Origin of the sequence: Marinobacterium lacunae (genome assembly GCF_000705555.1) — a bacterium.
GTDB lineage: Bacteria > Pseudomonadota > Gammaproteobacteria > Pseudomonadales > Balneatricaceae > Marinobacterium_D > Marinobacterium_D lacunae.
The window spans coordinates 82,663-105,283 of the sequence record NZ_JMQN01000048.1; the positions used below are offsets into that span (position 1 = coordinate 82,663).

17 protein-coding genes are annotated in these 22,621 nt (G+C 55.4%); 6 read left to right on the forward strand and 11 right to left on the reverse strand.

Annotated elements, in window-relative coordinates:
• Nucleotides 1–6 precede the first annotated feature (6 nt).
• Nucleotides 7–1,383, forward strand: a complete 1,377-nt coding sequence (trkA, locus tag ADIMK_RS16920) for a Trk system potassium transporter TrkA (protein ID WP_036190753.1) — start codon at nt 7–9, stop codon at nt 1,381–1,383.
• A 31-nt stretch (nt 1,384–1,414) separates the two neighbouring features.
• Complete coding sequence (locus tag ADIMK_RS16925; RefSeq protein WP_036190755.1) at nt 1,415–2,863, forward strand: TrkH family potassium uptake protein; 1,449 nt, start codon at nt 1,415–1,417, stop codon at nt 2,861–2,863.
• Between the two features lie 14 nt (nt 2,864–2,877).
• Here the strand turns inward: ADIMK_RS16925 and ADIMK_RS16930 are convergent, their stop codons facing one another.
• Nucleotides 2,878–3,786, reverse strand: a complete 909-nt coding sequence (locus ADIMK_RS16930) for a lysophospholipid acyltransferase family protein (protein ID WP_036190758.1) — start codon at nt 3,784–3,786, stop codon at nt 2,878–2,880.
• 184 nt (nt 3,787–3,970) lie between these two features.
• Between ADIMK_RS16930 and glyQ the strand changes: the two genes are divergently transcribed.
• Together glyQ and glyS are read left to right on the forward strand one after the other, a co-directional pair.
• The gene (gene glyQ, locus ADIMK_RS16935) at nt 3,971–4,945 is read left to right on the forward strand and encodes a glycine--tRNA ligase subunit alpha (RefSeq protein ID WP_036190760.1); all 975 of its coding nucleotides are present in this window, start codon (nt 3,971–3,973) and stop codon (nt 4,943–4,945) included.
• A complete protein-coding gene (gene glyS / locus ADIMK_RS16940; protein ID WP_036190762.1) occupies nt 4,945–7,017 on the forward strand; it encodes a glycine--tRNA ligase subunit beta in 2,073 nt (690 codons plus the stop codon). The genes glyQ and glyS overlap by 1 nt, the downstream gene beginning before the upstream one ends.
• A 153-nt stretch (nt 7,018–7,170) precedes the next feature.
• On the opposite strand, the gene ADIMK_RS16945 is transcribed toward glyS, so the two are convergent.
• The 5 genes from ADIMK_RS16945 to ADIMK_RS16965 form a co-directional block, all read right to left on the reverse strand.
• Nucleotides 7,171–8,454, reverse strand: coding sequence for a dicarboxylate/amino acid:cation symporter (locus ADIMK_RS16945; RefSeq protein ID WP_036190764.1), 1,284 nt, complete (start codon nt 8,452–8,454; stop codon nt 7,171–7,173).
• 42 nt (nt 8,455–8,496) lie between these two features.
• Complete coding sequence (locus ADIMK_RS16950) at nt 8,497–9,954, reverse strand: aspartate ammonia-lyase (protein ID WP_051693050.1); 1,458 nt, start codon at nt 9,952–9,954, stop codon at nt 8,497–8,499.
• Between the two features lie 289 nt (nt 9,955–10,243).
• On the reverse strand, nt 10,244–11,659 hold the full coding sequence (locus ADIMK_RS16955; protein ID WP_036190766.1) for a sigma-54-dependent transcriptional regulator: 1,416 nt from the start codon (nt 11,657–11,659) through the stop codon (nt 10,244–10,246).
• A complete protein-coding gene (locus ADIMK_RS16960) occupies nt 11,656–13,374 on the reverse strand; it encodes a transporter substrate-binding domain-containing protein (protein WP_231517073.1) in 1,719 nt (572 codons plus the stop codon). The genes ADIMK_RS16955 and ADIMK_RS16960 overlap by 4 nt, the downstream gene beginning before the upstream one ends.
• 126 nt (nt 13,375–13,500) lie before the next feature.
• Nucleotides 13,501–14,043 carry a TetR/AcrR family transcriptional regulator gene (locus ADIMK_RS16965; protein WP_036190767.1) on the reverse strand — a complete coding sequence of 181 codons (543 nt, stop codon included), beginning with the start codon at nt 14,041–14,043 and terminating at the stop codon, nt 13,501–13,503.
• 86 nt (nt 14,044–14,129) lie between these two features.
• Between ADIMK_RS16965 and ADIMK_RS16970 the strand changes: the two genes are divergently transcribed.
• Both ADIMK_RS16970 and ADIMK_RS16975 read left to right on the forward strand, forming a co-directional pair.
• Complete coding sequence (locus ADIMK_RS16970) at nt 14,130–14,630, forward strand: HPP family protein (protein ID WP_036190769.1); 501 nt, start codon at nt 14,130–14,132, stop codon at nt 14,628–14,630.
• 703 nt (nt 14,631–15,333) lie between these two features.
• A complete protein-coding gene (locus ADIMK_RS16975) occupies nt 15,334–16,239 on the forward strand; it encodes a DUF6216 family protein (protein ID WP_036190771.1) in 906 nt (301 codons plus the stop codon).
• Here ADIMK_RS16975 and ADIMK_RS16980 read toward each other — a convergent pair.
• The 5 genes from ADIMK_RS16980 to ADIMK_RS21475 form a co-directional block, all read right to left on the reverse strand.
• Nucleotides 16,219–17,439, reverse strand: a complete 1,221-nt coding sequence (locus tag ADIMK_RS16980) for a hypothetical protein (protein ID WP_036190773.1) — start codon at nt 17,437–17,439, stop codon at nt 16,219–16,221. The two genes, ADIMK_RS16975 and ADIMK_RS16980, sit on opposite strands and share 21 nt — an antisense overlap.
• A gap of 592 nt (nt 17,440–18,031) precedes the next feature.
• Nucleotides 18,032–18,964 carry a TniQ family protein gene (locus ADIMK_RS21775; protein ID WP_081849837.1) on the reverse strand — a complete coding sequence of 311 codons (933 nt, stop codon included), beginning with the start codon at nt 18,962–18,964 and terminating at the stop codon, nt 18,032–18,034.
• On the reverse strand, nt 18,955–19,935 hold the full coding sequence (locus tag ADIMK_RS16990) for a TniB family NTP-binding protein (protein ID WP_036190777.1): 981 nt from the start codon (nt 19,933–19,935) through the stop codon (nt 18,955–18,957). Before ADIMK_RS16990 ends, ADIMK_RS21775 begins: the two co-directional genes overlap by 10 nt.
• The gene (locus ADIMK_RS16995; protein WP_197027564.1) at nt 19,928–21,520 is read right to left on the reverse strand and encodes a TnsB C-terminal domain-containing protein; all 1,593 of its coding nucleotides are present in this window, start codon (nt 21,518–21,520) and stop codon (nt 19,928–19,930) included. The genes ADIMK_RS16990 and ADIMK_RS16995 overlap by 8 nt, the downstream gene beginning before the upstream one ends.
• A 319-nt stretch (nt 21,521–21,839) precedes the next feature.
• Nucleotides 21,840–22,589 (reverse strand): TnsA endonuclease N-terminal domain-containing protein, encoded by a 750-nt coding sequence (locus ADIMK_RS21475; protein ID WP_051693052.1) that lies wholly within the window; start codon nt 22,587–22,589, stop codon nt 21,840–21,842.
• Nucleotides 22,590–22,621: the final 32 nt, after the last annotated feature.

Genomic DNA, 22,621 nt, shown 5'->3' on the forward strand with positions numbered 1-22,621 from the left:
CTTTGAATGAAGATCATTATTCTGGGTGCTGGGCAGGTTGGCGGTTCGCTTGCCGACCATCTCGCCAATGAAGCCAATGATATTACCGTAGTCGATACCGATACCGGCCGCTTGCGCGAGCTGCAGGACCGACTGGACATTCGCACCGTTGAGGGCAAGGCCTCATACCCCAGCGTGCTGGATCAGGCCGGCGCACAGGACGCCGACATGCTCATCGCCGTGACCAACAGCGACGAGGTCAACATGATCGCCTGCCAAGTGGCACAGACGCTATTCAACGTACCGACCAAGATCGCTCGTGTACGTGAGCACGACTACCTGCAGAAAGACAAGGCGATCTTCGACGCCAAAGCGATACCTGTCGACGTTCTTATCAGCCCTGAAGAGTTGGTGACCCTGCACATCAAACGCATGATCCAGCATCCAGGCGCGCTTCAGGTTCTCGATTTCGCCGGCGGCAAGGCCCAGTTGGTTGCTGTCAAAGCGTACTATGGCGGGCCGCTCGTCGGGCGAGAGATCGCCTACCTGCGCTCACATATGCCCAATGTCGATACCCGTGTTGCCGCCATATTCCGTCAGGATCGGCCAATCATTCCCAAAGGCGATACCGTTATCGAGGCAGACGACGAAGTGTTCTTCATTGCCGCACAACGCGACATACGTGCGGTCATGAGTGAGCTGCGCAAGCTCGATACACCCTACAAACGGATCATCATCGCAGGCGGCGGTAACATAGGCGCACGCCTGGCGAGCACCATCGAAAATCAGTTCCAGGTCAAGATCATCGAGCGTAACATCACCCGATGTAACCTGCTCGCCCGCAATCTCGACAACACCATTGTGCTGCACGGCAGCGCGTCGGACAGAGAACTGCTGCTGGAAGAGAATATCGAAGACACCGACGTTTTCTGCGCGCTCACCAACGACGACGAGGCCAACATCATGGCGTCGATGCTCGCCAAACGCCTCGGCGCCCGCACCGTCATGACACTGATCAACAACCCTGCATACGTTGATCTTGTTCAGGGTGGCGTGATCGATATCGCCATCTCTCCGCAGCAGACAACCATAGGCGCTCTTCTGACGCACGTGCGACGCGGTGACGTAGCGGCCGTACATTCGCTGCGGCGCGGCGCTGCCGAGGCGCTTGAAGCGGTAGCGCACGGCGATCCGCGCAGCTCCAAGGTTGTAGGTCGCACCATTGAAGAGATTGCGCTGCCGCCGGGCACAACCATCGGCGCAATCGTACGCAAGGACGAGGTCCTTATTGCGCATGACGACGTTGTCGTCGAGAACGGTGATCATGTCATCCTGTTCCTGGTCGACAACCGCCGCATAAACGATGTTGAACGCCTCTTCCAAGTGGGCCTGACGTTCTTCTAACCGGTATCTGCGCCAGCAACGGATCTAAAGCATGCATTTTAAAGTGATATGTCGCATCCTCGGTATTCTGCTGATGATATTCAGCATCACCCAGATACCTCCGATGCTGGTATCCCTCTACTATAACGATGGTGCTGTTCATGCATTTGCCGTCGCATTCGCCATCACGCTCCTTACCGGCTTTGTGATCTGGATACCGGTTTTCAATGTTCGACAGGACCTGCGCACACGCGATGGCTTTCTGATTACTGTACTTTTCTGGAGCGTTCTAGCAGCGGCCGGTTCATTACCACTGCAGCTATCAGAGTCGCCACACCTAAGCTTTACCGATGCGATATTCGAGTCACTCTCCGGGCTGACCACCACCGGCGCTACCGTCATGACCGGACTGGACACCTTGCCGAAGTCACTCCTCTACTATCGGCAGCAGCTACAATGGTTCGGCGGCATGGGCATCATCGTGCTGGCAGTTGCCATCCTGCCGATGCTTGGCATCGGGGGCATGCAGTTGTACCGCGCAGAGACGCCCGGACCTGTAAAAGACTCAAAGCTGACTCCACGCATCACCGAAACCGCGAAGGCGCTCTGGTACATTTACCTATCACTCACAGTGGTGTGCGCACTGGGTTATTGGGCGGCTGGCATGACACTGTTCGATGCCATAGGGCATAGCTTCTCAACGGTGGCCATCGGCGGCTTTTCGACACATGATGCCAGCATGGCCTACTTCGACAGCCCCCTGATCGAAGCGATCTGCATCTTCTTCATGATTGTGTCTGGCGTTAACTTCGGCCTGCACTTTTTCGCCTGGCGCCAACGAACGCTGCTCCACTATCTGAAGGATCCGGAGTTCAAGTTCTATCTCGTTTTACTCGGCAGCATTACCGCCTTCGCTTTCATATCGTTGATCCTGACAGGCGCATTCGAACCACTGGACAGCCTGCGCAAGTCGGCATTTATGGTGGTTTCCATCGCTACCACCACTGGCTTTACAACGTCCGATTTTTCACACTGGCCATCCATGTTGCCGTTCCTGCTTTTTGTCGCGGCATTTGCCGGGGGCTGCGCAGGTTCTACCGGCGGCGGCATGAAAGTCATTCGCATACTGTTGATCCTCAAACAGGGGCACCGTGAGATCCTGCGACTGATCCATCCCAGCGCCATCATCCCCGTCAAGCTCGGTCGCAGGGCGATCGGGGACAACGTTCTGGAAGCGGTCTGGGGATTCTTCTCGGTTTATCTGCTGGTGTTTGTGATCATGCTGATCGGGTTACTCGCGGTAGGACTCGATCAAGTCACCGCTTGGTCAGCCGTGGGCGCGACGTTGAACAACCTCGGCCCGGGGCTTGGGGGCGTCGCCTTACACTATGGCGACCTGAATGACTCGGCAAAGTGGATTCTCTGCCTGGCCATGCTGCTGGGACGACTCGAAGTTTTCACCCTGCTCGTACTCTTTTCACCGGCATTCTGGCGCCGATAATAATATCTGAGCCGTTAGCGCTTCATCCGCTTATAAGGCCCCTTGGACCGGTCTTCCCGTGTATTGAAGCGCTTGTACTCCCACTGGTACTGCTCGGGACACTCATTTACACAACGCTCGATACTGGCATTCATGGCTGTCGCTGCCTCTACCAGATCTTTACTGCCCACACCGGGTTCAGCCGCCGAAAACCTTAATTCGTACCCTTCGCCGTCAGGCAGGCGCTTACCGTACCCGCAGAACACTTTCACGCCCGTTTGGGCGGCCAGTTGAGGCAGGAGCTTCATGGTCAGCGCGGGTTCGCCAAAGAATGGTGCATAGACACCCCCGCTTCTTTCAGGCTCCTGATCGGGCAGGATACCGACAAGCCCTCCCTTGCGCAGCGCCTTCATGACCATGCGCACGCCCTTGGCATCTGCCGGCGCCATTTGCGAACCCAATCGTGCGCGGCGCTTCAGTATCAGGTTATTCAGCACTTTGTACTTTGGAGGCTTATACATCGCCGTAACCGGATAGTGCTTCGCTAGATACAGGTTCATCACTTCCCAGTTGCCTAGATGCGGCGCAATCAGCAGGATACCTCGGCCAGCGCTCAACTCTTCGGCAATCAGCTCTTCGCCGACCACATTTTTGACGGTTTTAAGCGCTCTAGTCGGAGACCAGAACCAGGACATCCCCGTTTCGGCCAACGAACACCCCGTATGTTCGAGACTTTTCTGGAGCAGTGTTTCACGTGAAACATCATCCAGATTCGGAAAACAAATATCGAGATTGGTACGGGTTACCGCGTAAAGGCTTTGAGCTTCCCCCTTGCGATACACGCGACGCCCGAGCCAACGACCCAGCGCCTGAGCACTTCGAAGCGGCAGCAGAGAAACGATAGCCATGGCGCCAATCGCGGGTAAAACCTTGAGATCTTTCAAAGCAGCTCCAATCACATCCGTAAAGACGAGCCATTATAAACCGCATGCCTGACCTTCCAAGTCCCGCGAAGTACGCTCAAAGCGATCATTTCAACGATTATCCATCCCGAACCCGTTTCTATGGAGCCACTAACCATCGTCGATCATGTATAATTCGGGCCTAATTTTGTCCACTTCGAACTCAATGGTGATTTCCGTGACTGACAAGGTGAATCCAGACGTTAGCACTTTCCAGGGACTGATCCTCGCCCTCCAGCAGTATTGGGCCGAGCAGGGCTGCGTCATCGTTCAGCCGCTGGACCTAGAGGTCGGTGCCGGAACCTTCCACCCGGCCACATTCCTGCGTGCTATCGGGCCCGAGCGTTGGCGCTCTGCCTATGTTCAGCCCAGCCGCCGCCCTACTGACGGGCGCTACGGCGAAAACCCAAACCGCCTTCAGCATTACTATCAGTTTCAGGTTGTCCTGAAGCCCAACCCCGACAACTTCCAGGAACTGTATCTCGGATCCCTCGAGCGTATCGGCATCGACCCACTGGTCCACGACATCCGCTTTGTAGAAGACAACTGGGAATCGCCGACACTCGGCGCCTGGGGCCTCGGATGGGAGATCTGGCTGAATGGCATGGAGGTAACCCAGTTCACCTACTTCCAGCAGGCAGGCGGCCTTGAGTGCTACCCGGTGACCGGCGAGATCACGTACGGTCTCGAGCGTATCGCGATGTACATCCAGAAAGTAGAAAGCGTGTACGACCTTGTTTGGTCACGCAGTCCGGACGGTACGATCGTTACCTACGGTGACGTCTACCACCAGAACGAAGTGGAGCAGTCTACGTACAATTTTGAGCACGCCGACGTCGACACGCTGTTTGGTAACTTCGACTACCACGAGCGCGAGTGCAACAAGCTTCTGACGCTTGAAAAACCACTGCCGCTGCCGGCCTATGAGCACGTACTCAAAGCATCACACACATTTAACCTGCTCGACGCGCGGCATGCGATTTCGGTTACCGAACGCCAACGCTATATTCTGCGTGTCCGCACACTTGCCCGTGAGGTTGCCCACGCCTATTTCAATGCGCGTAAGGCACTAGGATTCCCGCTAGCAGACCCGGCACTGAGAGACGAGGTTATTGCTGCCAGCCAGGAGGAGAAGCGCTAATGTCTGCCAAGGATTTCCTGTTTGAGCTCGGCACCGAAGAGCTCCCACCAAAGGCATTAAAATCACTTTCGGCCGCACTCGAACAAGAAGTTCGAAGCGGTCTGATCGCACTGCTCGGTGAAGACGCGCTCGACGCGACCGGGTTCATTTCCTATGCCGCCCCCCGACGTCTGGCGCTGCTTGTCACCGATCTCAATACAGAGGTTGCTGAAAGCCGGACGCTAATCCAAGGACCGCCAGCCTCCATCGCGTACGACAAGGAAGGCAATCCGAGCAAGGCCCTCGAAGGCTTCGCACGGAAGTGCGGCACAAGCATCGATCAGCTGACAGAAGTGGATGGAAAGATCAGTTTCGCGCAGACCAATCCGGCTCAGCCCGTCGCACCGCTCCTGCCGGAGATTGTCGCTGCCGCACTCGATAAGCTCCCGATTCCAAAGCGCATGCGCTGGGGCGCTTCACGCAACGAGTTCGTCCGCCCTGTAAAATGGGTTGTTATGCTTTTCGGCGACGAAGTCATCCCCTGCGAAATTCTTGGCCACAAAGCCGGTCGCCACACCCGCGGACACCGTTTCCACTATAACGAGCAGATCGAAATATTCGCCGGTCGTGATTACGCCTCGCTGTTGAAAGAGAAAGGCAAGGTGCTGGCCGACTTCGACGAAAGACGGGGCTTGATTCAAAGCCAACTGCTGGCCGAAGCCAATCGCGTCGGTGGAAACGTTGTAATCGAAGACAGCCTGCTCGACGAGGTTACGGCGCTGAACGAATGGCCGGTTGCGCTTACAGGCCGGTTTGAAGAGCGCTTCCTGGAAGTACCCGCTCAGGCTCTAATTTCAACCATGGCGGACAACCAGAAGTATTTCCATCTACTGGATGGAAATGGCGCACTGATGCCCTACTTCATTACGGTCGCCAACATCGAGTCGCGTGACCCTCAGCAGGTCATCGAAGGCAACGAAAAGGTCATCAGGCCCCGCCTTTCCGACGCTGCATTCTTTTTCGAAACCGACAAGAAGCGCACACTCGATTCACGTATCGACTCGCTCAAGAAAATCGTCTTCCAGAAAGATCTGGGTACCGTCTATGACAAGACCGTGCGCATTGCGGGCCTGGCACGGATTGTCGCCGACGCCATTGGCGGCGATGCCGATCAGGCTGAGCGTGCTGGCATGCTGTGCAAAACCGACCTCACATCAGAGATGGTGCTGGAGTTTCCGGAACTACAGGGCCTGATGGGCTATCACTACGCCACCCATGATGGCGAGGCTGCCGAAGTCGCACTGGCCCAGAATGAGCACTACATGCCCCGGTTCCACGGTGACGAACTGCCACAAAGCCGCACCGGTATCGCCGTTGCCGTTGCCGACCGCATCGATACACTCACCGGTCTGTTTGGCATCAACCAGCCACCTACCGGCTCCAAAGACCCCTTCGCGCTACGCCGCGCAACACTCGGCGTTCTGCGCATCATTGTGGAGAGCGATCTTCAGATTGATCTGAAGACCCTGCTCGAGGCCGCCGCAGCACAGTATGGCAACCTGCCCGCTCAGGACACTGTCGTGAACCAGGTGCTTGAGTTTATGCTCGAGCGCTTCCGCGCATGGTATGAGGAGCGCGGTATCAGCGTCGATAACTACCTTGCCGTTCATGCACTGCGCCCAACCAAGCCGCTTGATTTCGATCGCCGCGTTCGTGCGGTGGCACATTTCCGTGCACTGGCTGAAGCGGCTTCACTAGCAGCCGCTAACAAACGTGTCAGCAATATTCTGAGCAAGCATGAAGGCCAGGTTAGCACCGAGGTTGACCAGTCTCTGCTAACAGATGCTGCTGAGCAGGCACTGGCCGTCCAGGTCAGCAAACTTGAAGTGGAACTCCAGCCCCTGTTCGCGGAGGGCGCTTATGAACAGGCGCTTGAAGCACTGGCTCAACTCCAGGCGCCTGTCGACCGTTTCTTTGAGGATGTCATGGTAATGGCGGATGATGAAGCGGTACGCAACAACCGCCTAGCGCTTCTGCAGCGCCTCAGGAACCTCTTCCTGGGTGTCGCCGACATCTCACTGATCGCCTCCTGATCCTCCTATCCGAGACAGTCAGTACACATAAAAAAACGCCCCTCGGGGCGTTTTTTATTTCTCTCTGCGCTAGGCTGGATTGCGCCTATCACAGCACGATAGCAGGCGCGTTCCACGTGGAACATTTTCACGGGCGCGAGCCTACCTGGGCAGTTAGCCGAACTCGGTCTCTTTGGCACTCCCCCCAATACGGTCGTAAATTGTGGTATCCAGCTCACCTTCGCTCTTGCCCACCAATACCGAGACCGCCAAGTCACCACAGACATTCACACTGGTACGCGCCATATCCAGAATGCGGTCGATACCCGCGACGATCGCCAGCCCCTCCATGGGAAGGCCTACGGTAGTCAGCACAAGCGACAGCATTATCAGCCCGGCCCCCGGGACACCGGCGGTCCCGATCGACGCCAGGGTCGACGTCATGATGATCAGCAGATAGTCAGATAATTCCAGGTCGATCCCAAACGCCTGGGCGATGAACAGCGCGCACACACCCTGGTACAACGCCGTTCCATCCATGTTGATAGTGGCGCCCAAGGGCAATACAAAGCTGGAGATTCCCTTCGAGACACCCAACTCTTGTTGGGCCGCCTTTATCGTTGCCGGAAGCGTGCCTGAGCTGCTGGTCGTAGTGAAAGCAACCGCTGCCGGGTTAACCAGTCCCTTGAGGTATCGCACGGGATTCAAACGACCAATAAGGCTGATCATGCCGGTATAGACCACCAGCACGTGAATGACACAGCACAGGTAGACCACGGCGATCACTTTAATCAGCGGCAGCAGTATCTCAATTCCGTATTTGCCCGCAACCCATGCCATCAGGCCGAAGACACCGTAAGGCGCAAGCTTCATGACCAGCTCCGTCATCTTGTACATCGCCTCAGCCAGACTCTCGAACATAGCCACCGCCGGCCGTCCCTTATCACCGCAGAGGTTAAGCGCAATACCCAGTCCCAGCGCGAACACAATGATCTGCAGAATATTGCCGGCCGCCAGCGCGCTGATAGGGTTCTTGGGAATCATATCAAGCAGCGTCTGCACCATCGCAGGCGCCTCCTTGGCGGCGATAGCACCATCGCTGGCCACCATATTAACGCCTTCGCCCGGCATGAAAACCGAACCCATGCCCAAGCCAATCGTGATCGCCACCGCAGTAGTTGCCATGTATAGCACCAGTGATTTCAATCCAATGCGACCCAATTGACGGGTATCCTGCATCGATGTCACACCCACTACCAGCGAGCAGAATACGAGGGGCACGATAAGCATTTTGATCGCATTGACGAACAGCGTACCCAAAGGCTTAAGCAACTCAGCGTCAGGCCCCATCACGATGCCGACCAGCATACCCAGAGCCATCCCTATCAGAATCTTTTTCCACAGTGCCAGATTTCGCCAGAATCCAGAGCGGTTTTGCTCCATAGTCGCGTCGATCATCTCGTTATCCTCTTTGTTGTTATCTTCAAATCGTCAGGCCGCTCAACCGGCAACCCGCTCTGCTGCTGCCACACGCGGTCTTGGGCGAATCATGTTGGCAGGTCTCAGCACCTCGTTGAGCTCCTCTTCACTCATCAGGGCCTCTTCCCGAATCAGCTCGAGCACACCTCGCCCACTCTCCAGTGCTTGTTTGGCTATGCGCGTTGCGTTCTCGTAGCCGATGTAGGGGTTAACCGCGGTCACAATACCGATACTCCGGTCCACCATCGCCTCGCAATTCTCACGGTTCGCGGTAATCCCTCGGATGCAGCGATTGCGGAACATCTCCATCGCCTGAGTCAGCATGCGGATCGACTCCAGCACGTTGTAGGCGATAAGCGGCTCCATCGCGTTCAGCTGCAACTGCCCCGCCTCGGCCGCCATGGTGATGGCGATATCGTTACCGATCACCTGGTAGGCAACCTGGTTGACCGCCTCGGGAATCACCGGATTGATCTTGCCCGGCATGATGGAGCTACCCGGCTGTTGAGGAGGCAGATTGATCTCGTTAAGCCCGCAACGCGGGCCCATGCTGAGCATGCGCAGATCGTTGGCGATCTTGGACAGCTTGACCGCAAGGCGCTTGAGCATGCCGGAAAAGAGCACGAAGGCCCCCATATCCGAGCTGGCTTCAACCAGGTCTGAAGCCCGTTTGAATTCGAAACCACTGAGCTGCGACAGATAACCCACAGCCAGCTGAGCGTAGGCAGGATCGGTATTGATTCCGGTTCCGATCGCGGTCCCGCCAAGATTCACTTCCTTGAGCAGTTCAGACAAACCGCCGATCCGTTCGATATCCTCGCCCAGCGTACTGGCGAATGACTGGAACTCCTGGCCCAGTGTCATCGGTACCGCATCCTGTAACTGGGTACGGCCCATCTTGATGATGTCGGCAAACTCTTCGCCCTTGGCTGCAAAAGCATCCCTCAAAGACGAAAGCGCCTGCACCAGTTCACCGTGTTTCAACACGATCGCCAGACGCACGGCGGTCGGATAGGCATCATTCGTGGACTGAGACATATTGACGTCATTATTGGGGTGCAGATGTGCGTATTCCCCGCGTTGGTAACCCAAGTACTCAAGCCCGATATTGGCCAATACCTCATTGGCGTTCATATTGGTCGAGGTACCCGCGCCACCTTGAATCATGTCCACTACGAATTGGTCATGATGACGCCCCTCCAGTAGTGCTTTGCCGGCAGCCTCAATCGCTTCGGCCTTGGTATCGTCAAGCAAACCCAGTCGATTATTGGCTTTGGCGCAGGCCATCTTTACCAGCGCCAGAGCCTTGATCAGCTGCGGAAACAGACTCAGGCGTACGCCACTGAGATCGAAATTCTCTCGGGCACGCTGTGTTTGTATGCCGTAATAGGCTGAGGCGGGCACCCACGCCTCGCCCAATAGGTCTTTTTCTCGTCGACGCGCAGGCTGTTCTTGTTGGGCCGAAGGCTTCTTTTCCATTACAGGCTCTCTTGTTATTTATCGTCAGGATCGAACACCGCCGGGGAGTTGGCGTTACCTGTTATAGAGAGCAAGGAGGGTGCCACTTCAACGAATGGCGCGTAAGCCATTGTTTTAAAATGGTATTTCGGATATGACCAAGGGGGTCGGCATAGCCTAAGACGGTATAACCAGATTTATAGCCCGGCCATGTGAACGAATTAACTCTTTTAAAAACAGAGCTTTAGGATCGCTATAACCTTTTTCGGATTATAACTCTGGTTATAGGGGTTAGATTGAGCGCTGAAGGCTATTCCGGCTGAGATGTTTTCTTGAGACGCTTGCTCAGCGCGGGCTGCGATATGCCCAATAAACGTGATGCCAGAGATTGATTGCCCCGCGTCCTGCGCATCGCTTCAGCGACAAGCATATCGGCAGCCTGCTGCAACGTTGGCAATGGCTGCTCCTCGGCGAATACGGGCGCCAAACTAGCCGCTGACGGCTCTGCCGAGGCCCCGCTTTGGATAACGGCACGCTTGAACACCTCCATCGATAACACACCACCTCGATGCTGGCCCAAGGCGTCGTAACAGAGCGCTCTAAGCTCGCGCACATTGCCAGGAAATGCATAGTTCATCAGCAATACCGTGAGCTCACCCGGCAACGTCGGCTTAGGGCGCCCCAACTCATCAGCCGCTTCCGACAAGAAGTAATCGAGCAGCAGGCCAATATCCTCCTTACGTTGGCGCAATGGCGGTAACTCGACCTGGTGAGTGCGCAGGCGGTAATACAGGTCTTTACGAAAACTGCCCTCTCGCTGCTTGCGCTCCAAATCATGATGAGTGGCGACCAGTATTCTGGCATGACTGCGTTTGGGACGGTCACTGCCCAACGGGTAATACTCTGCCTCCTGCAGTAAACGCAGCAGCTTAACCTGTGAGGCCGGGCTCAGATCACCGATCTCATCGAGAAACAGCGTGCCGTTACCGGCTTGCTCGATCATACCGGCACGCGCCTTGTCAGCGCCGGTAAAAGCGCCGCGACGATGCCCGAACAGGGTGTCAGCAAAGATGCTGTCGTCCAGTCCCGCCACGTTCACGCTCACCATCGGCCCTGGCCGGTTACTGAGCTCATGAATCGCCTGCGCTATCAGCTCCTTCCCGGTTCCACTCTCACCGGTAATCAGCACCGGCTGACTGCTGGTAGAGATCGCCTCAAGGTACTGGAACACCGAGCGCATCCCTTTGTCCGCGGTCACTATATGCTCGAACGCCGCCGGTCGTTCCAGCGTGTCGGTCATAAAGCGCCGGCGCATCTCCAGGTTTTCGCGCCTCATCTCGAGCATACTGATGGCCCTGCGAATGCCGTCGATCAGACGGTTCTCTTCAGTCGTCTTGATGAAATAATCAAACGCTCCTAAGCGGATACAGCTCACCGCCGTCTCCAGTTGGTTCAGGCCACTGACGACAATGACACCAACGTCTGGGTACTCCTCCACGATCTGCTTCAACAGCGCCTCTCCCGACAGATGCGGCATGGTCAGATCCAGCAGCACCAACCCTATCGGCTCACGCGCGATGGTTGCCATGGCATCACGGCTGTCATCACACAGGTAAAGGTGGTTGATGCCAGCCTGACTCTCGAGCATCAGGCTGAAGGTCCGCAGAAAAGAGGCTTCGTCATCAACCAATAACACGCCGAAATTGGGATAGAGGTTTTGTTTCATGTCGCTGCTACAACGCTGTTGACGGGGATCGAAAGGATAGCACGTGTCCCCCGACCAGGCTCCGAGTCATACTCGAGAGCGCCGCCGTGTTCACGAACAATACTGTAGGACACCGAGAGACCGAGCCCCATACCGCCTTGTTCACGCTTGGTAGTGAAGAACGGATCGCTCAGCCGCGACAGGTTTTCCCGCTCGATACCACAGCCCTGGTCCTCGACGATGAGTATCACCCGCGTGCTTTCAGCATCATATCGGGTCGCTATGCGTATCCCGTTTTGGTTATCAGACAGGGCCTGACAGGCGTTGATGATCAGGTTGATGACGACCTGTTCAAGCTTTTGGGCATTACCCTTCAATCTGGGCAGTGTCCTGTCATAGTCGACCTGAAAATGGTCTGTGGCCTTATGGATGCTGTTATCGGTAAGACGGATCGCCGCGGCCACAACCTCGTTTAGGTCGACGGATTCGTTTAACTCCACTACCCCCTGGCGCGCAAAATCACGCAGATCATCGACTATGCGCCGTATCCGCTGCGCACCGCTGGACATGTTTTCAAGCATGCGCGGGATCTCGTCCTTCATGCGGGTATAGGGCAGGCGCCCAAGATCAAAATTGCCGTGCTGGTTGAAAAACTCCTCGTACACCTCTTCGCTATCCCGATGTACCTCTTTCAGCATCGACAGGTTCATCAGCAACAGGCTGCAGGGGTTATTGATCTCATGTGCCACACCGGAAACCAATATCCCTAACGAGGTCATCTTATCGGCTTGCACCAGCTTCTGCTGCTGCAGCTGCAGTTCCTGGGTGCGCCGGCTTACCTCCCGGGTCAGCATCCGGTTCCACACCATGATCACTCCCAACACCAGCAGCAACAGTGCCGACAGTGCGGCCGCCACTTTGCCCACCTCCTTCCACGGAATCCCGGTGCTCTCGAGCGGACCAAACCACTTGTCATATATCGCCTGCTGGCGGCCGGTATTTTTCAGGATCGCCAGCCCTTCACTGAACTGAGCCAGAAGATCCTCACTCCCTTTCATCACCGCATAGCCGTAGCGTTGCGTCGCGTAGGGTTTGCCGACAGGCACCAGGTTCAGCAGCGACAGCTCACGTCCTAGATAGAGCCCGGGCAGGTTCGCCACTAAAGCATAATCATGCTGACCTGACGCCAACAGACGCAGAGCATCGGCATGGGTATCAACTTCTACAAGTTGTGCCCCAACATCACTCTTGCGCATCAGCTCTTCCATGATTCCGCCTTTCTGGACGATCACCTCCTTGCCCTTCAGATCACGCAGATCCGCCACCTCGGGTGCGCCCTTGCGAGCGAATATCGACTGGTGGATCAACGCATGGGGGGGAGAAAAAGCATAGTGCTCTGCGCGGTCGGTGGAGAACGACATGCCCTGCAACACGTCCACTTCGCCAGCCTCAAACGCCTGTCGCATATCCGCCCAACTGCCGAGCCGGAACTCAACCTTCATACCCATCACCTCGGCGATGGCACGGGTTAGCTCGGTGTTGTAACCGTCAGGCGCACCCTCGTGATTGATGAATTCGTACGGTGGATAGTTATGATCACCGGCGACTAGGATCAGGCCACCACGGTCTGGAAGCTGGGTTCGGGTCCGGGTTTCTGCTTGCGCCACTACAGTGCCGATCAGCATGAGGCTGAGCAGCGACAGCATTGCGCAAAGTCGAAGGATTGCACGGCTCATCGGACAGCTTGTCTCTTTATTATGCCGGCACCCACGAGGGATGCAGGGGTGAATTTACGATAACACTCCGAGCAAAGTACTCACTAGAGAGGGCTGGTTTCACGTGGAACCAAAGAACAGGCGGGTTTAGTCCGAGACCGTACACAGCGCCTGAGCACTGCGCTTGGCCGCATCGACCAACGCGACGTCGTATCCCTGTACCTGACTGGCCACGATCAGCCCTTCGCCAAGCAGAAACAGCGCCCCGGCGGTGTCAGTCTTCCCTGCCTCGGTGCACAGCTGCTGCAGGTATGTCCGTATCTCCGACTTGTGAGCATTCGCCTGTCGGTGCGGCCCTTGGCCTTGCTCCCCATATTCGGCTGCCGCGTTGATAAACGCGCAGCCATGAAAGCCGGGTTCAGCGACCCAGGCTGACAAAAACTCGATGTACGCCAATGGCCGCCGCTCCACAACCGCCCGCTCCACAGACGTCTTCATCGCGGTCATAAATTGACGATGGCGTAGCTCCAGCGCCGCCTCAATCAGCTCCTCTTTACCAGGGAAATATTTATACAGCGTCCGTTTCGTCACCCCCGCCTGCTCACTGAGCAGATCAACGCCGGAGGCATGAAAACCGTTACGGTAGAAAAGCGAGAGTGCGGATTCAACGATCCGATCGGAAGTAGACATTATTGACTCCAGGTACACCGATCTGTATACATATGTACACCGATCGGTATACTACCACACTATGAGCTGTTACAGAGAGCCCAACAATGACTCGACATCGACTGATCCAATCCTCTGCCCCACCCGCGCCCCCGTTCAGGTTTATCCTGCTCTCGTCACTGGGCGCAGGTATCGCGATCGCCATAACCGGTTGGTTAAGCCTGATATCCGGTACGCCCTGGCTGATGGCCCCTTTCGGCGCCAGTTGCGTACTGGCGTTCGGGGTGCCCGATTCACCACTGGCACAACCAAGAGCCATCATTGGCGGACACCTGGTCGCCACGTTGGTGGGCCTGATCCTCGGCCAGCTTCTGGGTGACGGCTGGCTTGTCTATGGCCTCGGCGTGGCATTGGCACTGGCGGCTATGCAGCTGACCCGTACCGTACACGCGCCGGCGGGAGCCGACCCTATTATCGTGATCGCCGCGCAGGCGCCGTTCAGCTACCTGATATCACCGGTACTGGCGGGCTCAGTGGTGATTGTGCTAACCGCCTGGGCCATGAATAACCTGCACGGCGCCAAAAGCTACCCCCGCTATTGGTTGTGATCGGCAAATAGAAAAACGCCTCAGACGGTCAAATAGAGCCGTCTGGCGCCCCCTTATCAAGGCAACAACAGGCAGCCCCAAGACCACTGTGTCCCATAAAAAACAGTAAATGAAGTGGGAGGATGGACTCTGGCAGGAAGCCTTCTTGGATGACAAATGAAAAAGCAGCCAATCGGCTGCTTTTTCATTTCCGTTTCATCCTAAGTGAGACGGCGTTTCACTCGAGATGAGATTCGACAGACACCTGTAGGATCTCACTCCCTCTGAGAATCACCACTCAATAAAAACATCCACTTATCGGCCTTCGTGCGCACTAAAAATCTCATCGCTGTTGCAATGAATCTCACGAAATCTCATAACTCATGAAACAGCTTAAATTTCAGCCAGTTACGAACACGCCTAGAGACTTGAGCAACTTCAAGGAGGTTATGGCTTTCCTCGCTGAGGTTTCGGATCAGCTGAAGAGCTCGGTTCCTGAAGATCTGAATCTTTACTCTGCCTCCGGCGCTTGAGCTCCTCTTTCATCCATTGGCCCGCTTCCCTCATTTCATTCCTGAGATCTTCTATTTCTTGCTCTGTTAGACGCTGGTAGCTCACCTTCAAACCTCAGTTGCTTTTTCGAGTACGCGGGATTCCGCAGATAGCCTCTCCTAGATAAGCTAGCAATCCTAAGAGGCAAACAGTCACACTAGGGATAATTGCAATGGACGCAGCAACATTTGAAATCGTAGCCGACTTCTTACCCGGGCTATCATTTATTCTTTTGATCATCTTCGCAGCGATATGGTTTCGCCTTAGAGCGGGAACATCATATGGACTGCTAAATCGGCTCTACGCCATCGTAATCGGCGGCAAAGAGTTCCATGACAGCAGCATCGCTGAATACTGGAACGAACGGAAAGACGTTGAGCGATTCAACGCGCTGTTCAATACGAGAGCCAAGTCTCTCAAAGACATTCAGCACTTTAGGCTCTGGATAGAGAAACACGACTTAGACTCCCGAACTTTCACAAGCATCCAGCGTTGGTTCGACTTCGAGAAACGGAAGGTCAAAAAGCTCAATACTTGGCAACTAGCTTTGCCATTTATCGGCACATTCTTATATGTATTGCTGAGCTCTCCATTAATCCCGCTTGCAACCGCCAGTTCTGCGCTCCTCAAATTCAAAGACGAAGAGCAGTGGATGTGGGTAAACGAAACAGCGGCGTCCAGCTTCAGTTACAACCCCTTTCGTAACAAAAACAGCGATTGGAGGATCTCACCAGAACTATGCAGCCAGTCGACCTTCGATCCAGCCGAGGTATCCAAACAAGTAAAGCTGCAACCAAAAAACGTTCAGATCATCTGCAACGCTTTTGACGACCCGAAGAGCACTAATCAAATTAATGAATTCATAGCAGACCAAAGGCTTCTATGGATTGCCGTAGTTATGTCCTGGCTATTTGCATTTAACTCCTTCAAAGAGGCAATTCGCAGAGCCGACGCACACCGAGCCAGGCCCTACCTACACAACAAGCTAGTTATGGCACGGCTGCGTAAAGAGCCCTCCATTGGCTCATCAGGCAAGGCATCGAAAACAAAGGAAGCATCACCCAAGATCGCCAGCTAAATATACTTTCTGCCTCAACTGCTGATCCCAATCAGCATCAACCGGCCGAATCCCCCGAGAAGCCAAGTCGTTCATCACACTGGCTGAACTCCTACCGGCTTCTCGGGCCAAATCACGCAGCAAGACATACTCCGAGCAGAACTTGTCTATCGAGTTCTGGCTGACCAGCTGCCCCGGCGAATGGTTGCTGGAGTATGTTTCAAGAAGACCTGTATTGGCGAGCTGGTAAGCAAACTCCTGATGAATCCCCATACGCTTCGCAGCTTCGGTTATCGAAAAGAGTTCCGAACCTGATGATTGATCCCGATACCAATCCTCGAACTGCTGACCATCGAAAGCCAATTCCCGGATTGTTGGTTCCTGGCTCGGTGCGTATGCGCTCAACGCACCCTCTCTGATCGCCTCGATGATTATCACCAACGGCTCTTTCACCCCGGCCCGAAACCGTCTCAGAGCGTGGCTCAGGGTCATAGCCTCGGGAGGTGCTAAGCTGCTGTGAACAAGCGACGTCAGAAACTTGGACAGCTCATCCTTTGAGAATGCCCACACGCCCCTGGATGCCGATTCTGGAGCCGCTAGGTGTGTAAAATATCCACTCTGGCGTAGCTGCCCAAACTGCTTCTTGGTAACGCCGAGATAGTCGGCCGCATCCTTAGCTGTCAGCGAGCCTGCCAACCGCACCTTGAGCCTCACCACGTCAGGCTTCCACACCAGTACCGATTCTCGCTTCGGGCCTTGTACCGTCATGCTGCGCACTTCATCGCCCTCGACAGCGCGTCTCATGTGGGATTTAGGGATCGTAAAATCTCGGCAGGCTGTTTGTAGTGCCAGCCAGGGATGCGACTGAATGGTTCGATCCCTGAAGAGTGAGTTCCGGCGGCTCAACGCCTTTGGCCAGTGTTGATTGAGGTACTGTTCCAGCAGGTGCTTGTAGGGATCGAAGCAGTCATCTTCAAAGGCCCTGTAGAACGCTTTATAGAATCGATTCAGCCGCCGCTCTCCCTGCTCAGAGGCGCCCACCGAAAAAGACGTACCGAGGAACCTGGTAAAGCCCTCGGTCCCACCAAACAGCACATCAGCTACCAGGGTCATCACGTCGGCAGCCGTATCCATTTGGAGTACCCGCGTATCGATCCCGGTTTTACCCACACCGTCACGACCGACAAAACGAGAAAACAACAGAATGAGCTGTGATCGCATTTGGAGATCCAGGTTGTGCCCTGCGGCTATCAAAGACCCTGACACAGAGCCTCGCTCCAACCATTCTTGCTGCCGCCTTACCGTATCAGGTGCCAGGCACAGGGCTGATTCAGATAGATCAGCGCCACACTTACACAGCTTGGTACTGCGAGACTTGAACGACAGTGGGCTGTCACAAGCCGGACAGGTGTCTCTAAGCCAGCCTCCATGTTCAGCACACACCACTGACGCTTTCAGATGCCACGCAGCCTTCCAGCGTTGAGTTTCCCTGATACAGGCCGGACAATAACGTAAGCGACCCAGGCGGTCGCTCTGATCGACCACACAGACCGCGGTCGAGATCGATGACGTTTCTGTCCCCCAACCAGTCCAACCCGCACCTGCGAGCAGGCCCTGGTACAAATGCAGCTCAGATAGTCGCGGTAGTTGCCCCCCTGCGCACATCCAGCGGGTAGAGCCATAGCGATTCAGCTCCGCCACGCGAACCAAATAGCCTATCGGTGACTCGTCTGGGCAGCTGGCAGGATGGATCAGAGGGTATACCAGCGCACAGTCGTGACTTCTGATTGGCGCCCGCATACCCTCCCGGCCCTTACTTCGGGTCATGCGGCAGCACCTGCCACTCGGCGTACTCCCATAGGTCGGCGATATCGGATGACCGCCCCTGCTCTTGGTCTAAGGCCTTTCTCAGATGCACCCAGTAGCTGAGAGCCTGGTGCTTCAGGGTGTCGAAGCACGGTTGTGGAAAGTCGATATTCAGCCGCAGAACAAGCTTCAGTATGAGGGAGGTGTAATATTCGGGACTATCTCGCTGAGATAAGCGGAACAGAAAGGTCTCCAACCCTCCGGGCAGAAACAGCAGCTCGGAAGCGTTCACCAGGTGAATCCGCGCCGTGCCACACTGCTTAAGCTCGCGATTGAAGTTATGCACTGTGAGCTTCGGATAGTCTAACCAGTTACACAACAAGCTGATCAGCGCGGTCCGGGCCGAATAGTCCAGACCGTGTTCCTTGGGAAGGATCGAATACGCTCCGTCCGGCACACCCCCTTCATCCAGGAACATCTGCATCTGCTCGACGGGGCTATCGATGATCTCCACAGGCGCTTCTGCTAACCGAGCACCACAGGCACAGTGCGATAGGTTCGTTGACGCCAATGGGAGCCGGGAATGACAGCTTGGGCACCGATCAACCAGCCAGATTTGATGCTTGGTGCAAGCGCAGGACACCCAGCTTTGCCAAGCGCTACGCCAATAGCCTCTCTCCGCGATGCATAGCGGACAATATCTGAGGTGTTGGGTGTTCGCACCAACGGCACTGGCTGTTGACTGATTGCCTGCCCAATCAGCGGCTGATAGCTCAGCAACGGAGAGCGCGGAGGTTTGAAGTGCGCTTCGTGAAGACAGGTTCCTGAATAACCAGGCTGGGCTTTCGTACTGATTCAGTTCTGCCAAACGCTTCAAATAGCCGTAAGGCAGCTCGTCCGGGAAGCGATCTGGATGCAGCGGTGGTTTAATCAACTCCATGACTCTCCTCCTGACTTGGAAGCCCTTACAGCAGATGCAGGCTCGAACAGATTGAATGGCATTCCGGGGCTATCGAGCCGCTTCCAGCGAAACCCCTCATTGAAAGGGTTCAGCGTGTCCTTACCTTCGTGCCACACCCAATCGACAAATGCCCTTCCTAGTACGGAGCGATCGATGGCCGGCACGGAGTTCTGAGTGGCCCAGGCGTAGCTCCCCGTCATCAGCCGAACGACATAATCGATAATGCCGTTAGTGGCGAAGTGGAAACGTCTCAACAGGTCGCCATCCAGCTGCAAAGGTCTTTTTAATCCGAGCTTTTGATCGAAGTGAGTAATCACACCGGCAAAGATCGACTGTTCATGCGGCGATTCGATGGAGAACGGATTCAACTCCAGGCGCCGACCATAGCGCCGCCTCAGTTGCTCGTTTACTTGGAGGATCTGTTCACAGCGCGGAAGCCCCATCAGAACCGTTGAAACCTGGGACTGATCAATCAGCGTCTTCAACCAATCAGAGACCTCCAAAGGCGCTCTGCGGCGCCCACGGTCGATGAAGTGCTGGAGTTCATCCACGATGATCAGGCGCACCTGCTTCTCTTTGATCAGGTTGAGAATCCGGTTTGTCTTGTCGATGGCGGAGCCGCGCATAAAACAAGGCTCCCCAAGCTGGACCAGCATCGCTTCAGCCATATTGCGTATGGTTGGTTGCGACGGCGTATCCACACAGAGCACCGGCAGTAACTCTCGGTCTGACAGTGGTTCGGGTGGATACTCATCAAATATCAGTGACTTCAGCGTCGACTTGCCGGTACCGGACTGACCAACACACAGCAAATGCTGAGGGAGCCCAACTTGGGCACTCATCTGGTAGGCATCGCGGATGGCGTCGAAAGCCACCTGGCATTGAGGATGGAAGATCACGACTTTGCGGAGTTCAGCGATTTTCTGATGGATGTTTAGGCTGTCAGTCATCACCTTGCCCCCGCGTGACTACCTTGAAGTTCAGGGGCTCAAATAGTGACTCAGCGGTCGTATCAGGCTCCTTGGGGATTTCCAGTGCCGGGTTTGAGCTCCAGGAAGGCGGAACAGGCATGGCGTCCCTGGCAGCCTTCTTGCGCTCGCGAATCAGCTTGTTGCGGCTCAGATCCTCGATCTTCTGCTGGAACCTGGCCTTACTCTCCAACAGCTCCTCCTCGTCCTGTTCGTCCAGTCCTCGCTGCTTGGTATCCTTCAGGATCTGGTCGTGTTGACGCAGCGTCAGGCCTTCCGTGTAGTCCGGGTTTGTGCAGGGCACATGGATGTAATCACCCTGAAGCTCGTCGTAGACCCATACTGCGCCCATATCTTCCGGGTCGTAGCGCACCGACACGTCATAGCGGGCGTTAGAGCGTATGCGTAAAAGCCCAAGTTCCGCCGAGTTATAGAACAGGTGATGAACCTGCACGCCCTGGTGGGAAAGTCGGCGGGTCGTTTCCTTGGTGAGGATCAAATTCAGCTGCATCAGGCTTTCGGGCAGAAGCGGTTCAACCATACCGAGTCCATCTGTCCACATCGCTGTCGGCGTTCGGTGCGTAGTTCTATGCACCTCCTGGTGGTAGATATCGATGATCCACTCATGAATAAGCGATTTCAGATCAGACAGGGTGATCCGTGCCATGTCGGCAGAGTTGTAGTCACCACGATGTGCGATGTTGGAGAATGTAGTGCCGGGGATACGATGGCAGACCGCTCGGTTTAATGTTCCGAGGAATCGCTCCACGGCCCCTTTGTAGTGGGGTTGCTGCTTAGGGCAAAACTGAAGCTCGATATTGAGCTCCGCGCAGACACGCCGCAGTTGATGGGAATGGAACTCCAGGCCGTTATCGCAGATCAGCGTAAGTGGAATACCGTAAGCTAGCCATGTATGGAGAATATCCGGGTACTGCTCTTTGACGTAGGCTTTGGACAAAATCGCGTGACGTAAGGCTCTCATCACCGACAGTTCAGAGGGTGGCTCGAACCCGATAGAAAAACCCAAGACCATACGCGAGTGACGACACAACAGGAGGGTCAAGGTAGGTCTGCCATCCGCCAGACCTGTCCGCTCGTTAATAACAATCACATCCAGAGGGGTATGATCGACTTCCACCCGCTCTAGGATGTGGTGTGTAACTGCCCCTGCGCCGGTTGCCCGAAAATGCTTATCGGCGACACGCTTTCCCTCCCTGGCGGCCATGGCATCGTATTTATCGATCTGACCCACAATTCGATAAAACTGCGCACGGCTGGGAAACTTCAACGGTGTAAGTCTCAGGCCATTGAGTTCATTCATACGATGACAGAACGCGTCATATACCGCTTTTATTGGCAGTTTTTCTCTGGTGAACCATAAGCGCTCAACGAGCGTGTGGAGCTCACTCATCACTTCTTTGGAAAACTTACTTCTCGGTGACGACTTGTTGCCCTTTGGCGCCAACGACATCAGATCCTGCCCGGAGTCGAGCCAAGTTCTCCACCATCCGTAGAGAGTTTTCGGATGCGGTGGAGCGGCATCGTCGATAGATTTTACGATTTCCATTATCGCGGTATTTAAACCTGTGGACGTCGGATTCCCGCCCCTGTATCGAATGGCTGCTTTGATGTACTCGTACTTCCTCAAGAGTTCCGTGCGCTCGACACCCGATAACCGAAGAAGGTCTGCCCGCGCCCTGCTTGCCTGAGACTCTGTGGGAGTACTCTCCTTTTTGATACTCGTACCCGAGCTTTTTAGGACCAGTTCCCCAGACGATAACAGCCCCACCAATTCCGGCTTGCTTTTGCGCAGTAGTGCCCCGTCACTCAACCGCTCCAGGTAACAGTCGCCCTCGGCCAGAATCCTGTCGATTCGATAGGGCACACTATTCAAAGTCAGGTGCAGTCCGGTATGAAAAGAGACGACTTTCATGTCCGATACCCTCCGGTAAATGCAGTGCTGAAGTAGGCGAAAAAGGTGTGAATAGATCGACGTTCAGCGCTCGCTGAGCGATCAGAGCATAGACCTGTGTTGGCGAGTTCAGGAGCTCGGCTAACTGTTCGAAAGTGGCGGGGCCTGCGGTAGCGATCCAATGGACTACACGCTGGCGAACCTCATCTGATAAATGAACCCGTTGGTGGGCTCTCAGCAGCTTCAGATTGAGCTGCAAGGTGGGGTGGCAAAGCTCTACATCGGTGATAACGCCAAATTGCCGACCATTCAGCTCCCAGAACCTGGCGATCTGCTGAAACCGTCGCTTGAGATCAGCGTTTAGGAGCTTGGCTAAGGGTTTAACCTCCAGATAGATCGATCTGCCATCCTGGAACTGGAGTTCGAAATCAGGCGTGTACCGGCGCATCTGGCCATCGCATTCAAAGTAGACCGAGATAGGCTGCTCTCGGTAGCGAACAACATCCGGCGAGAACTCGAAGAGGGCGCAGGCCTTCTGCTCAAGCTGTGATTCCCAGGCCACAGGCCGGTTGTTCTTGGTGGATGGGTAGAAACCGACAACTCGTCCCGTTGTCGGTCGCACTGGCTCCCGAGCTCGCTTCTCTTTGCGTAGCGGCCCGGATTTCAGGCGTAGCTGCGCTTCCTGCCGTGTGCCGAACGGCACGACAGTATTTTTTGAAGACATGTGTACCCCTTACTCTAGCGAGTAACGAAGAT

Excerpts from the sequence above, each read along its gene's own strand:
- ADIMK_RS21475 (WP_051693052.1), bottom strand. The coding sequence starts at position 22,589 with ATGTCTTCAAAAAATACTGTCGTGCCGTTCGGCACACGGCAGGAAGCG.
- ADIMK_RS16955 (WP_036190766.1), bottom strand. The coding sequence starts at position 11,659 with ATGAAACAAAACCTCTATCCCAATTTCGGCGTGTTATTGGTTGATGAC.
- ADIMK_RS16950 (WP_051693050.1), bottom strand. The coding sequence starts at position 9,954 with ATGGAAAAGAAGCCTTCGGCCCAACAAGAACAGCCTGCGCGTCGACGA.
- ADIMK_RS16975 (WP_036190771.1), top strand. The coding sequence starts at position 15,334 with ATGGACGCAGCAACATTTGAAATCGTAGCCGACTTCTTACCCGGGCTA.
- ADIMK_RS16995 (WP_197027564.1), bottom strand. The coding sequence starts at position 21,520 with ATGGAAATCGTAAAATCTATCGACGATGCCGCTCCACCGCATCCGAAA.
- ADIMK_RS16990 (WP_036190777.1), bottom strand. The coding sequence starts at position 19,935 with ATGACTGACAGCCTAAACATCCATCAGAAAATCGCTGAACTCCGCAAA.
- ADIMK_RS16925 (WP_036190755.1), top strand. The coding sequence starts at position 1,415 with ATGCATTTTAAAGTGATATGTCGCATCCTCGGTATTCTGCTGATGATA.
- ADIMK_RS16960 (WP_231517073.1), bottom strand. The coding sequence starts at position 13,374 with ATGAGCCGTGCAATCCTTCGACTTTGCGCAATGCTGTCGCTGCTCAGC.
- trkA (WP_036190753.1), top strand. The coding sequence starts at position 7 with ATGAAGATCATTATTCTGGGTGCTGGGCAGGTTGGCGGTTCGCTTGCC.
- ADIMK_RS16970 (WP_036190769.1), top strand. The coding sequence starts at position 14,130 with ATGACTCGACATCGACTGATCCAATCCTCTGCCCCACCCGCGCCCCCG.
- glyS (WP_036190762.1), top strand. The coding sequence starts at position 4,945 with ATGTCTGCCAAGGATTTCCTGTTTGAGCTCGGCACCGAAGAGCTCCCA.
- ADIMK_RS16945 (WP_036190764.1), bottom strand. The coding sequence starts at position 8,454 with ATGATCGACGCGACTATGGAGCAAAACCGCTCTGGATTCTGGCGAAAT.
- ADIMK_RS21775 (WP_081849837.1), bottom strand. The coding sequence starts at position 18,964 with ATGGAGTTGATTAAACCACCGCTGCATCCAGATCGCTTCCCGGACGAG.
- glyQ (WP_036190760.1), top strand. The coding sequence starts at position 3,971 with ATGGTGATTTCCGTGACTGACAAGGTGAATCCAGACGTTAGCACTTTC.
- ADIMK_RS16965 (WP_036190767.1), bottom strand. The coding sequence starts at position 14,043 with ATGTCTACTTCCGATCGGATCGTTGAATCCGCACTCTCGCTTTTCTAC.
- ADIMK_RS16980 (WP_036190773.1), bottom strand. The coding sequence starts at position 17,439 with ATGCGATCACAGCTCATTCTGTTGTTTTCTCGTTTTGTCGGTCGTGAC.